This window comes from Streptosporangium sp. DT93, assembly GCF_049844535.1.
GTDB lineage: Bacteria > Actinomycetota > Actinomycetes > Streptosporangiales > Streptosporangiaceae > Streptosporangium.
This window is the reverse complement of the sequence record NZ_JBNCLF010000003.1, coordinates 268,100-282,193: the sequence shown is the minus strand read 5'-3', so window position 1 is coordinate 282,193 and position 14,094 is coordinate 268,100. Positions and strand designations below refer to the sequence as shown.

13 protein-coding genes and 1 pseudogene are annotated in these 14,094 nt (G+C 70.6%); 7 read left to right on the top strand and 7 right to left on the bottom strand.

Going from position 1 to position 14,094, the window contains the following annotated elements; genetic code table 11:
• Positions 1–285: 285 nt before the first annotated feature.
• On the bottom strand, positions 286–1,716 hold the full coding sequence (locus ACLQ2R_RS09140; protein ID WP_425958927.1) for an aldehyde dehydrogenase: 1,431 nt from the start codon (positions 1,714–1,716) through the stop codon (positions 286–288).
• Positions 1,717–2,066: 350 nt separating this feature from the next.
• On the opposite strand from ACLQ2R_RS09140, the gene ACLQ2R_RS09135 reads away from it, so the two are divergent.
• Positions 2,067–2,978: a coiled-coil domain-containing protein gene (locus ACLQ2R_RS09135; RefSeq protein ID WP_425958926.1), complete on the top strand. Its 912-nt coding sequence runs from the start codon at positions 2,067–2,069 to the stop codon at positions 2,976–2,978.
• 217 nt (positions 2,979–3,195) lie between these two features.
• A complete protein-coding gene (locus ACLQ2R_RS09130) occupies positions 3,196–3,906 on the top strand; it encodes a helix-turn-helix domain-containing protein (RefSeq protein ID WP_425958925.1) in 711 nt (236 codons plus the stop codon).
• Here the strand turns inward: ACLQ2R_RS09130 and ACLQ2R_RS09125 are convergent.
• Entirely contained in the window at positions 3,888–4,463 is a 576-nt protein-coding gene (locus tag ACLQ2R_RS09125; RefSeq protein ID WP_425958924.1) for a dihydrofolate reductase family protein, read from the bottom strand. The two genes, ACLQ2R_RS09130 and ACLQ2R_RS09125, sit on opposite strands and share 19 nt — an antisense overlap.
• 162 nt (positions 4,464–4,625) lie before the next feature.
• Entirely contained in the window at positions 4,626–5,516 is an 891-nt protein-coding gene (locus ACLQ2R_RS09120) for an AraC family transcriptional regulator (RefSeq protein WP_425958923.1), read from the bottom strand.
• Here ACLQ2R_RS09120 and ACLQ2R_RS09115 point away from each other — a divergent pair.
• On the top strand, positions 5,482–6,024 hold the full coding sequence (locus ACLQ2R_RS09115; protein WP_425958922.1) for a TIGR03086 family metal-binding protein: 543 nt from the start codon (positions 5,482–5,484) through the stop codon (positions 6,022–6,024). The genes ACLQ2R_RS09120 and ACLQ2R_RS09115 overlap by 35 nt on opposite strands.
• Before the next feature lie 147 nt (positions 6,025–6,171).
• On the opposite strand, the gene ACLQ2R_RS09110 is transcribed toward ACLQ2R_RS09115, so the two are convergent.
• Genes ACLQ2R_RS09110 through ACLQ2R_RS09100 form a run of 3 tightly spaced genes read right to left on the bottom strand, consistent with a single transcriptional unit; the run spans position 6,172 to position 8,389 of the window.
• A complete protein-coding gene (locus ACLQ2R_RS09110) occupies positions 6,172–7,446 on the bottom strand; it encodes a cytochrome P450 (RefSeq protein ID WP_425958921.1) in 1,275 nt (424 codons plus the stop codon).
• Complete coding sequence (locus ACLQ2R_RS09105) at positions 7,443–7,640, bottom strand: ferredoxin (RefSeq protein ID WP_425959170.1); 198 nt, start codon at positions 7,638–7,640, stop codon at positions 7,443–7,445. The genes ACLQ2R_RS09110 and ACLQ2R_RS09105 overlap by 4 nt, the downstream gene beginning before the upstream one ends.
• Before the next feature lie 5 nt (positions 7,641–7,645).
• Positions 7,646–8,389: a TetR/AcrR family transcriptional regulator gene (locus tag ACLQ2R_RS09100; RefSeq protein ID WP_425958920.1), complete on the bottom strand. Its 744-nt coding sequence runs from the start codon at positions 8,387–8,389 to the stop codon at positions 7,646–7,648.
• 131 nt (positions 8,390–8,520) lie between these two features.
• Between ACLQ2R_RS09100 and ACLQ2R_RS09095 the strand changes: the two are divergent.
• From ACLQ2R_RS09095 to ACLQ2R_RS09080, 4 genes and pseudogenes are all read left to right on the top strand, one after another.
• Positions 8,521–8,976: pseudogene (locus ACLQ2R_RS09095) on the top strand (TniQ family protein); the annotation flags it as partial.
• A gap of 450 nt (positions 8,977–9,426) precedes the next feature.
• Positions 9,427–10,437, top strand: a complete 1,011-nt coding sequence (locus ACLQ2R_RS09090) for an FAD-dependent monooxygenase (RefSeq protein WP_425959169.1) — start codon at positions 9,427–9,429, stop codon at positions 10,435–10,437.
• A 178-nt stretch (positions 10,438–10,615) separates the two neighbouring features.
• Entirely contained in the window at positions 10,616–11,869 is a 1,254-nt protein-coding gene (locus ACLQ2R_RS09085) for a cation:proton antiporter (protein ID WP_425958919.1), read from the top strand.
• Positions 11,870–12,213: 344 nt separating this feature from the next.
• Entirely contained in the window at positions 12,214–13,569 is a 1,356-nt protein-coding gene (locus tag ACLQ2R_RS09080) for a DUF2254 domain-containing protein (RefSeq protein WP_425958918.1), read from the top strand.
• Between the two features lie 151 nt (positions 13,570–13,720).
• On the opposite strand, the gene ACLQ2R_RS09075 is transcribed toward ACLQ2R_RS09080, so the two are convergent.
• Positions 13,721–14,062 carry a glycosyltransferase gene (locus ACLQ2R_RS09075; protein ID WP_425958917.1) on the bottom strand — a complete coding sequence of 114 codons (342 nt, stop codon included), beginning with the start codon at positions 14,060–14,062 and terminating at the stop codon, positions 13,721–13,723.
• Between the last annotated feature and the right edge of the window lie 32 nt (positions 14,063–14,094).

The window sequence follows — 14,094 nt, the reverse complement described above, 5'->3', positions numbered from 1 at the left end:
GGATGAAACCCCTCAGGAGAAGTTATCGGGTACGGATCATGGCTCGGCGGTCGTCATGGGACATACTTCTTGTGACCGGACGGTCGCCCAGCGTCGCGGGGGCGGGCCGGACCGCCCGTCCGGCGGGTGTTCCCGCGGGAGCACTCCGGGAGCCGGGTCACGGGACGTCCCGCGGCCCGGCTCCCGGAGCGTCACACCGGGAGCCGTCTCACAGCCGGTTCACGGTCTGCTCACAGCCGTCTCACAGCCGTCTAGCAGCCGTCTCGCGGCCGCCTCACGGTCGGCTCACATGTGGGCGATCGACTTGTACTCCAGGTAGGAGGCGAGTCCCTCGGGGCCAAGCTCGCGGCCGAGGCCGCTGCCCTTGAAGCCGCCGAACGGCGAGCTGTTCTCGATCATGTAGAGGTTGACGCCGTAGGTGCCCGCGCGCACCTGGCGGGCGATGTCCATGCCGTGCTGGGTGTCGGCGGTCCACACCGTCCCGGCCAGGCCGTAGTCGCTGTCGTTGGCGATCCGGACGGCGTCGGCCTCGTCCTCGTACGGGATGACCGTCAGGACCGGGCCGAAGATCTCCTCGCGGGCGATGCGCATCTCGTTGGTGGCGCCGGCGAAGACGGTCGGGGCCACGTACCAGCCGCGGTCGTGCGGCCGGTCCAGCCCGCCGACGACCGGCTTGGCGCCCTCGTCGATACCGATCTTGATGTAGCCCTCGACCCGCTCCTGCTGGCGCTTGGCCACCAGCGGGCCGATGCCGGTCGCCGGGTCGGACGGGTCGCCGACCTGCATGCCGCGCACCATCGACGCGACCGCGTCCACGACCTCGTCGTAGCGGTTGCGCGAGGCCAGGATGCGGGTCTGGGCGACGCAGGCCTGGCCGTTGTTCATCAGCGTGGCGATCGACATGAAGCCCATCGCCGAGGGCAGGTCGCAGTCGTCGAGGATGATCGCCGCGGACTTGCCGCCCAGCTCCAGGGTGCAGCGCTTGAGCTGCTCGCCGCAGATCGACGCGATGCGGCGCCCGGCGGCGGTGGAGCCGGTGAAGGCCACCTTGTCCACCCCGGGGTGGGAGACCAGGTGCTCGCCCGCCTCGCGCCCGGCCGCGACGATGTTGACGACGCCGTCGGGGATGCCCGCCTCCTTGATCATCTCGGCCAGCAGGTAGGAGTCGAGCGGCGTCTCGGGCGCGGGCTTGACCACGACCGTGCAGCCCGCGACCAGGGCCGGGGCCAGCTTGATCATGATGACGAACTGCGGGACGTTCCACGGGACCACGGCGGCGACCACGCCGACCGGCTCGCGGCGCACGGTCACCGTGCCGAACGTGCCGGGGCGCTCCTCCTCGACGGGGAAGGTCGTGCCGAGCTCGGCGTAGTACTGGAGCATGCCCAGCGGCTGGGGGGCCTGCGCCATCTGCGAGAAGGTGATGGGGGAGCCCATCTCCTCGGTGATGATCTCCGCCATCTCTCCCTGGCGGGCCGCGTAGAGCTCGGCGAGCCTGCCGACGACGGCCGCGCGCTCGGGCATCGTCATCCTCGGCCACGGGCCGTGGTCGAACGCCTGACGGGCGGCGGCCACCGCCCGGTCCATGTCGGCGGCGGTGCCGTCGGGCACCCGGCCGACGATCTCCTCGGTGTGCGGGGAGACGACGTCGATGGTGCCGGTCCCGGCGGGGGCCACCCAGTCGCCCCCGATGAAGAGCGTGTCGTGCTGACGCATGATGTGAAGCCTCCTGGTGGGCGGGCCAGAGTCAAAGTTTGAGCGAATGCTTGCTTGGACAAGTGTCATCCGCCGGAAGGGGGGCCACAAGACCCCCGGCCCCCTCAGACCGAATCATGTTCTGTCGCTGGTGGCAAGAGGGGGAATCCTGGATCACCGCGCGTGGTGGGGCGCGCTGTGCGAGGATTAACGCGAGTGAAGCCTGATATGTAGCCTTATTTTGGCTAAATCACCCTAAAGTGGTAGATAGTTCGTCAATGGTGTGTGACTTCCTCCGTTCCGGTGGCGAGCTTCAAGATCGTCTCCTATAGTTTCGCTCCGTCCGCGAGGGGGCTCTGGAGGTGAGCAGCGTGAGGCCGACTCGCTCAGCCGTGCTGGCCGCCGTACTCGCCGTACTGTTCCTGACCCCGGTCTCGGCCGGTGCCGCCCCCGGCCGCGCCGCGCGCCCCAACCCCGAGGTCGAGCTCAGGAAACTCACCCGGGAGGCCGCGCAGATCAACAAGAGCTACCGCGGCCAGGTGCAGAGCCTGGAGGAGACCCGCGTCCAGGCCAGCAAGGCAACCTCCAACGCCAAGGGCCTCAAACGGGCCCTGACCGAGGCCAGGAGCGACCTCGTGCGCTTCGCCCAGGCGAGCTACATGGGCGGCGGCCTGAGCGAGGGCGGCCTGATCGCCATGCAGGGCGACGCCTCCCACGCCCTGAACCGGGCCGTGACCATGTCCTACCTCGCCAGCCACCGCGCCAACCAGCTCAACCGCGTCAAGCAACTCATCAAGAAGGCCAAGACGGCCGAGGACACCGCCGACGCGAAGATCGTCAAGCTCAAGAAGGACATCGCCGACCTCAAGAGCCAGCGGATCAGGATCGAGAGACTGCTGGCCAAGTACGGTTTCCAGACCCCCTCGGGCAGCGGCGGGCTGACCCCCCGCACGATCACCATGCGCAACACGGTGCTGCAGAACTTCCCGATGCCCTACGGCTACGGCTGCCTGCGCCCCGGCGACCCCGGCGACCACGGCAGCGGCCGGGCCTGCGACTTCATGATGAGCACCGGCGGCCGCGTCCCCGCCGCCGACGCCCTGGACCGCGGCAACCGCCTCGCCCAGTGGGCCATCGACAACGGCCAGAAGTACGGGGTCATGTACATCATCTGGCAGCAGCGCTACTACGACGTCCGCACCGGCGCCGGCTGGCGCATGATGTCCAACCGCGGCGGCAACACGGCCAACCACATCGACCACGTGCACATCTCGATGTTCTGAGCCACCGGGCTTCTGACCTGAGGTGATCTCGTACGTATCTCTCAGGGGCCGTCGTCCACCCGTCCTCGACGACCCGTCTCGCGCGGTCCTCGCTGGAGGGCATCAGATGCGTGCGGGTCGGCGAGGTGAACACCCGGGGTCCGCGTGCCGGGAAAGTCGGCGTCGCCTGGGCCGTGATTCGATCGGGTGTGCGATGAACTGCCCTTATCCTTCTTCCGTGACACTGAAGTTCGAGAATCGCGCCTCCGACTCGCCCTGGATCGACACCGTGTGGACCTGTACGAGCGAGCGGGTCACGGAGATGACCTCGGTCGCGGCGGTGTGCTGGGGGCTGGTGTTCTGGGAGTTCGAGGGCACGGCGTACGCGGGCATCTCCGGTCCTGAGAGCAGGGCCGGCACGGCGCCGGTGCCGGAGGGGGCGACCTTCGTCGGCATCGAGTTCGCGGTGGGCACCTGGCCCCGGGTCGTGCCCGCGCCGGCCCTGGTCGACCGGGGCGTCGGGCTCCCCGACACCACGCACAGGACCTTCCGGCTGGACGGTCTCCGCTGGGAGACGCCCGGCCCCGACGACGCCGAGGCCCTGGTCGACCGCCTGGTGCGTGCCGGAGTCGTGCTCCGTGACCCGCTCGTCGCCGAGGTCCGCCGAGGCCGGCGTCCGGTGGTCTCGGGACGCACCGTCGAACGCCGGTTCCGCGCGGCGACCGGGCTCACCCAGGGCGCCGTACGGCAGATCGAACGCGCCCGCGGGGCCTCGGCGCTGCTGGCGGCCGGTACCCCGGTCACCGATGTCGTCTCCAAGGCCGGGTACTTCGACGAGCCGCACCTGGCCCGTGCGCTGCGCCGGTACGTCGGTCGTACGGTGCGGCAGCTCCGTGAGGGCACCGGCGGCGCGATCGCCCTGGATCTGGATCAGCCGACGACGTCGTAGATCATCTTGACGACACCGTTCGGGTAGGCCTCGGACGTCCGCAGGCTCAGCGCCTGCTTGTCCCTGTCGGCCCTGCTGAACAGGCTCTTCCCTGCTCCGAGCAGCACCGGGAAGACGAGCAGGTTGTACCGGTCGATCAGGCCCGCGTCCGACAGGCGCCGGGCGAGCTCCGCACTCCCGTGGATGAAGATCGCGCCACCCTCGCTCTTCTTGAGCTCGGCGACGTCCTCGGTCGAGCGCAGGATCGTCGTCCGGCCCCACCCCTCGGTGAGGGCGTCGTCGGGCAGCGTGGACGAGACCACGTACTTGGGCAGTTCCTTGTAGGCGGCGTGGTCCTCCGAGTCACGCCAGAACGGTGCGAACACCTCGTAGCTGCGGCGGCCGAACATCAGCGCCGTCGTGTCCTCGAGCTCCTCGCCCTTGAGCGAGAACGCCTCGGGCAGGAACTCGACGTCGTTGGCCACCCAGCCACCGCTGCGGTGGCCTTCGCTCGGCCCGCCCGGCGAGTCCACGACGCCGTCGAGCGAAACGAACGCGGTATATACGAGATCACGCATGTGCTGTTCTCCTCATTGCCGGGCGACGAGGCCGCCAGGTGGGTCGACAGGCGAATGGTGGGGCCACGCCGACGCGCCGCGGCGGAGCACCCGCGCCCATGCTAGGAGGCGCCACCGCGGTCGTCTTGTACGGAAACGACGGCCCGGGACGATGAGGGACGATCAAGGGAGCGGTTCCCCGCCCGTGCCGGGGCGGGGCTCGCTCCTGAGGCGGGCGTAGGCGGCGGGTGGCATGCCGACGGCGGCGGTGAAGTCGCGGGTGAGGTGGGCCTGGTCGGTGTAGCCGAGTTCGGCGGCCAGTGTGGCGAGGTCGAGGCCCCGGTGGACGCGTTCGGCGGCCTCGTGCAGGCGGAAGCGGCGGATCACCCATTTGGGGCCGATGCCGACATGATCGCGGAACAGCCGCTGCAGTGAGCGCACCGATCGTCCCGATCGGGCGGCCAGTTCGTCGACCCTGGTGACGGAGGTGTCGTTCTCGGCCATCGTGACGAGTGCCGCGACCTCCTCGGTCAGCGGGTCCGGTTCGGGCTTTCGGTCCAGCAGGAAGGTCTCGACGAGCGTGACGGCGGCGACGGGGTCGGGTTCGGCCAGGACCCGCTCGACCAGGGTCGCGCCCGCCGTGCCGTACATCTCGCCGATCTCCACGAAGCGGCCGGTCAGCTCGCAGACCGGGCCGCGCAGGAACGGCCGGAAGCCGCCGGGACGGAAGCGCGTGCCCAGGACGCGTCCGCTGCCGCGCATCGTGTAGGAGAACCCGCCCTTGATCACGCCCGCGATCCGGTGGAAGTCGGGGGCGATGGTCATGTTCACCGTGGGGTGGGAGACGATGCGCTGCTCGTAGGGCTCGGCGAGGCCGGTCCAGGTGACGACCCAGAAGTGCTCGACGTAGGCGGAGAGCTCGGGTGAGGGTGCCCGGCGGGCGAAGTCGAAGGCGTCGAGTCCCGCGTACGGATCGACCCAGCCGCGCTGTCGCGTTTCTACAAGCCGCGTCCCGGGGGAGCGGGGCACCATGGCCGCCATGGACACCATGATGCCGCTGATGACGCGCGCCACCGAACGCACCTCGGACGTGGTGCGCGCGGTACGGCGGGAGCAGCTCGGGGCGCCGACGCCGTGCGCGGCGTTCGACGTCGAGGGGCTGATCAACCACCTGGAGTGGGTGGCGGAGCTGTTCGAGTCGCTGGGACGCGGGGGACCGCGCGTCGAGCAGGCACCGTACGCGGGCGACTTCCCCGAGCGGGCGGAACGCACGCTCGCGGTCTGGTCGCGGAGCGAGGCGTGGGAGGGCACCAGCCCCGCCATGGACATGCCGATGACCACGCTGGCCCACATGTACCTCGTCGACCTGGTGGTGCACGGCTGGGATCTGGCCAGGGCCACCGGCCTGCCGTACGAGCCGGAGCCCGAGGCCGTCGCGCGGGCGCTGGACTTCACCGGGCGGATGGTGGAGATGGGCAGGCGGCGCGGCGTCTTCGGGCCGCCGGTGGCGGTACCGGACGACGCCCCCGACCTCGACCGCCTGCTCGGCCTCATCGGCCGGGACCCGGCCTGGACACCGTGATCCCTCCGGCCCGTCCGGGCCTCTCGCCCGGACGGTGATCCGCCCCCGGCCCGTCCGGCTCCCCGCCCGGGGTGGGGGAGCCGGTCTTGGCCCCTATCCCGGCCCTGGTCCTGATTCCGGTCCTCCTGGCCCCGGGCCCGGGCGCGGTCAGCCGATGCGGAGCGGGAGCGTGCGCGGACCGCGGACCTGACCCGTCGCCCAGGTCACCGCCGCCGGGTCGTCGAGGCCGAAGTCCGGGAACCGTTCCAGCCAGACCTCCAGGGCGACCCGCAGTTCCATGCGGGCCAGGTGCGAGCCCGCGCAGCGGTGGATGCCCAGGCCGAACGCGGCGTGCCGGTTGACCTCGCGGTCGATGACGACCTCGTCCGCCCGGTCGAACTGGTCCTTGTCGCGGTTGGCCGCGGGGAACGACAGCAGGACCCAGTCGTCGGCCTTCATGTCGACGCCGCGCCAGTGCATGTCCTCCTTGACCAGCCGCGCCATCGTGACCGGCGCGTAGGCCCGGAGGAACTCCTCCATCGCGGTCGGCAGCAGGGCGGGCTCGGCGACCAGGCGCTCGCGGTCGGCCGGGGTCCTGGCCAGGTGCCACAGCGAGGCGCCTATCGCGCTCCACGTCGTGTCGATGCCGGCGATGAGCAGCAGCGCCATCGTGCCCGCCACGTGGAACGGCTCCAGCTTGCGGCCGTACAGTTCCGCGTTGACGAGGTAGGTCGTGAGGTCGTCGCGCGGGTTGTCGACGTGGTCGCGGATCTGCTCCAGCAGGTAGCCGAACAGGTTCTCCATCCGGGGGATGCGCTCCTCGGGCGGCAGGTTGACGCCCTCCAGCGCGTTCTCGACGAACTCGCGGAACCGTGGCCCGTCCTCGGGCGGGAAGCCCAGCATGTCGGCGATGACACGCGTCGGGATGTGCTGGGCGTAGTCACGGGCGGCGTCGATGACGTCCTGGCCCTGCAGCCCGTCGATGAGCGCGTGGCAGAACGCGCGCGTCGCCGGCTCCTGCTTGGCGACCACCGACTTGGTGAACATCGGCAGCAGCAGCTTGCGCGCGTCGTGGTGGAAGGGCGGGTCGGAGGAGATCGGCGGCGTGCCGCCCACCGGCGCCACCTCGCGGGGCGGCCGGAAGTTGCTCACGATGATCGACCGGGAGGAGAAGCGCTCGGTGTCGTAGGCGATGGCCGCGACGTCCTCGTAGCGGGTCGGCAGCCACGCGCCGCCGAAGCGGTCGGTGTGCGCGATCGGGCAGCGCTGCCGCAGGTCGTCCTGGATCGGGTACGGGTCGGCCGCCCACTCCGGTTCGGTGTGGGAGAAGTCGGTCGTCCAGTCGGAGACGGGCCCGGTGACGACCTTGTTGCGCACGCCGTCGGGGCGGTTTCGCATCCTCCCCTCGAACTCCTGCCGGTCGAAGCGGTCATCGACGGTCATGTCGCGGCCTCCTGGAGGATCTCGATCGTTCGTTCCGGGCAGTTCGCCACGGCCAGGCGCGCGGCCTGCTCCTCGTCCGGCGGCACGACGCCGTCGCCGAGGACCTGCCCGTAGCCCTCGTCGTCCTCGCCGAACAGGCCGGGGGCGAGGTCGTAGCAGCGACCGTGTCCCTGACATCGCCCGGAGTCGATCATTACCTTCACTGCGGCGCTCCCCTCTGTGCTGTGGTGCCGGCAGGGGCCGAGGTCTGTGTTTTTCCCGGAGGGCCGCCGGGGCTCGCGGGGTCGTCGGGGCCGTCGGGGACCGGAGCTCGTGCCGCCGTACCACCGGCAGGGGCGGGGTCCTGTGCCGTGGTGCCGGCGGGGGCCAGGGCGGCGACGACACGGGCGAGCAACGCGGCCCACTCCCCGTCGTCGACCGGGTGCAGGTCGGGTGTGACCAGGGCGCTGCCCATCGAGAGCAGCAGGCAGAAATGCGACAGCGCGTCCGGCGACAGCGTGCCGTCCAGTTCGCCGTCGTCCTGGGCGGTACGGACGAGCCCGGCGAGCCGGTCGGCGCGTTCGCCGACGTAGTCGCGCATCGGCCGGGCGACGTCCTCGTCGCGGCGCGCCGCGACGAGCGCCTCCACGATGAGGTAGCCGTGGGCGTCGCGCCGCCGCGAGAGCCCCTGGCCGACGACCGTCAGCATCTCCGTGACCGGCCGGTCCGGGTCGGCGGCGAACAGCCTGGCCAGCAGTTGCGGCCCGTGCGCGCGCAGCGCGGCCACCAGCAGCTCGGCCTTCGAGCCGAAGTGGGCGTACAGGGCGCCGTTGCTCACCCCCGCGGCCGCGGCGATGTCGGCCACCCGCGTGCCGTCGTAGCCGCGCCTGGCGAAGGTCTCGGCCGCCGCCTGCAGCAGCCGCTCCCGGGTCTCGGCGGCGGTGACGCCCGCGATCCGTCCCATGGGCTAATTAAAAGAACGTTCATTTGATATGTCAATGGGCCGTACGAGGTGCGGCGGTTGTTGTCTGGCGCCGTCGAACTTGAGAGTTCGGCGCGGATCTTGAGAGTCGACTTGAGAGTAGGGAGTCGAAGGTGAGAGGTGGGTTCCCCCCTCGGCGCCTGGCGTTGGTGGTTGAGCCGCAGCCGGATGAGTCATTCTCCTCGTGGGTTGATCGGATGGCGGTGCGGAACGGATGTCCCTCGTGGACACTCGTCGAGTCGCTGGGGCTCGATGTGCGAGGGCTGTCTGGCGATGTCCGCTCACTGGCGTATGGCGTCGTCGCGACCCCGGAGATGTACGAGAGAGTCAGAGCCGCTACCGGGATAGGCGCCGAGGTCGTGCGCGCTATGCATCTAGAGGTGTTCAGTGGGTCCGCTGTGGACCTGGCGGGCGTCCGCATTGGCGACAAGGAGTCTGTGCGCCGGGCGGAGACCCGTGAGTGGGCTCAGTTCTTCGGTAGCCGGGTGTGCCCGAAGTGCTTGGCTGCCTCAGGGGGAGCATGGCAACTGTGGTGGAAACTGAGCTGGGCCGCCGTTTGCCCTGTCCATCGGATACTGCTGGTGGATCACTGCCCGCGATGCCGTGTCCGTCTACGCCGGGGTTCTACTGGCCGGGTACGTGGCCTCTCTCGCACAGGGGTACCCGCGCCGCTACAGTGCAGCTCGACCGTGAGCGGGGCTGTTTGTGATCAGCTCATTTCCCGGATCGGGATCAGCGCAGTGAGCAACGATCTCGCCCATGGGCAACGGTTGATGTTGGAAGTGGCGATGCGCCGCCGTCCTGCGCTGATCGCAGGTCAGATGGTGACCGCCGGGCAGTGGTTCGCGGCCTTGAAGGCGGTGGCGATGCTGGTCCGGCTGGGAGTGCCGGCGATTGTGCCCCTGCTGGGTGCGATGCCTTCGGATGCTCGGCGTGCAATAGCCGCAGAAGCCACAGGATCCCGGTGGAATCGGGCGGGGGCGGTAGGTCGCTTCGGGATGGCTCCGCAGACTGCGTTAGTGGCGACGGGACAGTCGCCCAACGCCCTGCGCGCCCTGGCCGAGCTGGGTGTCGCTGACGCGGCGCGGGCCGCCGGGGTGCCGTTTCACGGCATCTTCAACCTGCGTACTCCCTCCGGCGGTCACATCGCCCGCGCGCTGCCCGCTACCGTCAGCCCGCTGCTCGGCTTTCACCGCGCCGACCTGCACCGGGTGCTCCTGGACGCGGTGCCCGCCGGGTGGGTGCGTACCGGTGCGCACGTGACCGCCGTCCGCCAAGACGCCGATCAGGTCACCGTCAGCTACGGCACCGAGGAATTGAGGGCCGACCTGGTCGTGGCCGCCGACGGAGTGCGCAGTACGGTCCGGCATCTGTTGTGGCCCGAGGCCCCCGGCCCCAGGTTCTGGGGCAACACCGTCTGGCGGGGCATCGCCCACGCGGGCGGCGTCGACGCCGCCATGACCCTGGGCCGTGGCCAGTACTTCCTGACCATGCCGGTCGGACGCGGCCGGGTGTACTGGGCGCTGGGCGCTCGCGCCGACCGGCCCGGCGTGCGCTACGACGACGAGCTCGCCGAGGTGCGCCGCCGCGTCCAGGGCTGGCACGACCCGATCCCCCACCTGCTGGAGGCGACCCCGCCCCGGGAGGTCCTGCATCACGACATCATCGACCTGGACCCCCTGAGGGAGTACGCGCGAGGAAGGGTGGTCCTGCTCGGCGACGCCGCCCATGCCATGCATCCCGACATGGCCCAGGAAGCCGCCCAGGCGCTGGAGGACGCCGCCGCACTGGCCGAAACCGGTGACGTCCCTGCGGCGCTGGCCCGCTACGACAAGCAACGACGCCCCCGTACCCAGACCATCGTCCAGCAGGCACGTACCAAGGGCCTGGGATCCACCTCGGGCAACGTCGTCGGCTACCACCTGCGAACGACCGCCCTGCGCCTGGTCCCCTCCTCACGCTGGCCCGCCCTGGCCGCCAAGGCCCTGGCCCCGGTATGGGACTGGACGCCACCGCCGCTGCCCCGCTGAAGAATCCCCTCCGGGCGCCGGGGCGGGGTCGTGTCGCCGGAGGCCGTGGAAGGACGGTGCCCTTCGCCGGCGGTCGGTGTACCGGTGCCCGGACGAGGTTGTTAGGGTGTGCGGCGGTGCGCCGGGAAGTCTGGTCGGCAGTTCTTCACGCACGTCCCGCTACCGCACCGGAGCCCCGATGAACCTGCTGCTGGCCTACTCCGCGCTGTTGCTGCTCGCGGTCCTGGTCTCCAACCTGGCCAACCGGACGATCCTGTCGACCGCGGCACTGTTCCTGCTGGCCGGGTTCGTCCTGGGCGACGGGGTCAGCGGGCTCATCCCGCTGACCCCGGGCGATCCGGTGGTGGCCACGCTGGCCGAGCTGGCGCTGTTCGCGGTGCTGTTCACCGACGGCATGCGGGTGGGCTGGACCGACCTGCGCCATGCCTGGCGGCTGCCCGGCCGTGCCCTGGGCTGGGGCCTGCCGCTCACCCTGATCATCACCGCCCTGACGGCGCACTACCTCGTCGGGCTGGGCTGGATCGAGTCACTGCTCATCGGGGCGATCCTGGCCCCCACCGACCCGGTGTTCGCCGCCGCGCTGGTCGGCAACGAGCGGGTGCCCCCTCGGCTGCGCCAGCTGCTGAACGTGGAATCCGGCGTCAACGACGGCCTTGCGCTGCCGTTCGTCATGGTGTTCCTCGCCATCGCGGCCGGTTCGGCCGATCTGCACCTGGGCGAGCTGGCCCTGGAGCTGGGCCTGGGCGTGCTGATCGGCGTCGCGGTGCCGTGGGCGGCCATCATGCTGGAGCGCACCCGCTGGTTCTCGGCCTCCCACCACTACGAGCCGCTCAACGCGGTGGCCATCGGCCTGCTGGTGCTGGCCCTGGGCAAGGCCACCCACGGCAACCTGTTCCTCGCCGCCTTCTCCGCCGGTATCACGGTGGCGACCTTCGGAGAGCGCCAGCGCGAATCCTTCGAGCAGTTCGGCGAGCTCGTCGCCGAGTTGCTCAAACTGGCCGCGCTGCTGGTCTTCGGCGTGCTCATCTCCCCGGCCCTGCTGGCCTCGGTGGGCTGGCAGGGATGGCTGTTCGCGGTCCTGGCCCTGGTGCTGGCCCGCCCCCTGGCCATCTGGCTGTCCTTCCTGCGCTCCGGGCTCGGCACCCGGGAGGTGGCGGCCGTGATGTGGTTCGGCCCCAAGGGCTTCGCCTCGGTCGTCTACGCCCTCATCGTGCTCAACTCCGCCATCACCGCGGCCGAGCAGGTGTTCACCCTGGTCGCCGTGACCATCGTGCTGTCGATCCTGCTGCACTCCTCCACCGACGTCGTGGTGGCCCGCTGGTTCGACGACGAGCGCGAAACCCCCGCCTGGCACGACACCGTCCGCCGGGTCCGCACCCGGCTGCGCGGCGGCAGAGGCATGCGCGACAACGAACCTGACGAGGCGCCCTAGCCTCGCCCCGGCCGTTCTCAAGGGTCTCGGTAACCGATAGATCATCGCCAAGGGATCGGGCAGTGCCGGGAGTACGCCGACGGGTCCGGGCCGAGACAGCCGGTGCGCCTGGGGCGATATGACCGCCACATGCCAAGGAAACAGTGGTTCACGGCCGCGGCCGGTCTTCCCATGAGTGAAGATCACTGGAAGACGTTCCGGTCCCGGCTGCGATCGGCCGTTACTTCCGGTCGCACCGATGCGTGTCGAGCGGGCGGCTGCGGCGTGGATGTGGTGCGCTGAAGGTCATGGGCGCCGACTACGCCGACCACAGGGAGTGCCGGGTACCGATGAGGTTGTCACGCTTGCGAGGCAGGCTGAACGCTCTGGGCGAGCACCTGGGCACCCAGCTGTGGCCGCTGCCCACCCTCGGTGTCGGACTTGCCGTCGCCTTGGGGATAAGCCTGCCCCAGCTGGACGCGCGGATCCACGACGACCTGCCGCCATGGCTGAGGAACTATCTGTTCGGCGGAGAGGCGGGAGCGGCCCGCACGGTGCTGGACGCGATCGCCAGTTCGCTGATCACCGTCACGGCGCTCACCTTCTCCCTCACCGTGGTGACGCTGCAACTGGCCAGCAGCCAGTTCTCGCCTCGGCTGCTGCGCACCTTCACCCGTGACCGGTTCGTCCAAACCACCTTGGCGCTGTTCCTGGCGACGTTCACCTACGCGCTCACCGTGCTGCGTACCGTGCGTGCCACCGGCGACGCACAGGAGATGTTCGTCCCCCAGGCGTCGGTGACGCTGGCCTTCCTCCTCACCGTGGCCAGTGTGCTCAGCCTCGTGCTGTTCCTGTCGCACCTGGCGCAGGAGATCCGCGTTGAGACGATGCTCCGCAACGTCCATGCCGACGCCGACCGGACCGTCCGGCGGCTCCTGCCCGAGCCCCCCTCTCCTCGGGAGCAGGTAGTCGCACCGCCGAGACCTCCCGCGGACGCGGTTCCTCTGCCGGCCGGCGCCTCGGGCTTCCTGAGCGGGGTGGACGAGGTGTCGTTGCTGGCCGCCGCCTTCGAGGCGGACGCCGTCGTGCTCATCCAGCACCATCCTGGTAGCTCGCTGGTCGCCGGTACGCCGATCGGGTTCGGCTGGCCACACGGCGCGGGTCCCTTCCCCTCCGACGTCCTTGCCCACCTCAGGCAACGGGTGGCCACGGCGGTCTCCACCGGTTTCGAACGTACCGGCGCTCAGGACATCGGTTTCGGACTGCGCCAGCTCACCGATGTGGCCACCAAGGCCCTGTCCCCGGGGATCAACGACCCGACCACCGCCGTCCACGCGCTGAGCCACTCCTCGGCGCTGCTGTGCGAACTGGCCGGTCGTGACCTCGGCCCTCGGCTACTGCGCGACGATCGGGGCCGGGTCCGGGTCGTGCTGTGCCGCCCGCAGCTGGGTGATCTCCTGGAGCTCGCGGTGGCCCAGCCCCGGCGTTACGGCGCGAGCGATCCCTTCGTGCTGGCCCGGCTGTCATCGCTGCTGCGCGAACTCGCCTGGTGCGCGGGCCGTGAGCATCGCCAGACGGTCGCCGGCCAGCTCGCCCGGCTGCGCACCACGATCGCCGCACAGGACTTCGACGCCACCGAACGGGCCTGGCTGGCCGAACTGACCGAGCAGGTCGATCAAGCCATGGCCGGCCGCTGGCCCCCCGGCGGCAGCACCTCATGAGCCAGGGGACTTCCCAGCCCTCGGCACCGAGGTGCTGCCGGCCCTATCGCCTATCGACAGTCGCCCTAGGCTGGTGCAGACCATGACAGGTCATCTGTTCCTGGCGCGATGGAAAACCTCGCCGGGGCACCCGCCGCGGGGAGGCGGGCAATCAGGTGAGTGACTCCAGGACGGCGATCGCGGCTTTCGTACCGTCTTCGCCGCGGACGGCCTCAGCGAGCCGGTCGGCGCGCCGGGCCATGGTCTCCTCGGTCGTGGCCTGGCGAATCGCGGCGGCGAGCCTCTGCGCGCTGAGGTGGCGTTGCGGCAGGGGCGCGGGGACCACGCCTGCGGCGTGGGCGCGGGCGGCCCAGAACGGCTGGTCGGCGACGAAGGGGCAGATGACCTGCGGCCGTCCTGAGGCCAGCGCCGCACCGGTGGTGCCGCTGCCACCGTGGTGGACGATCGCGGCCATGCGCGGAAACAGTCGGTCGTGCGGGGCCTGGTCCAGCACGAACACCTCTCAGGAACGGGGCCAGGGCTTGC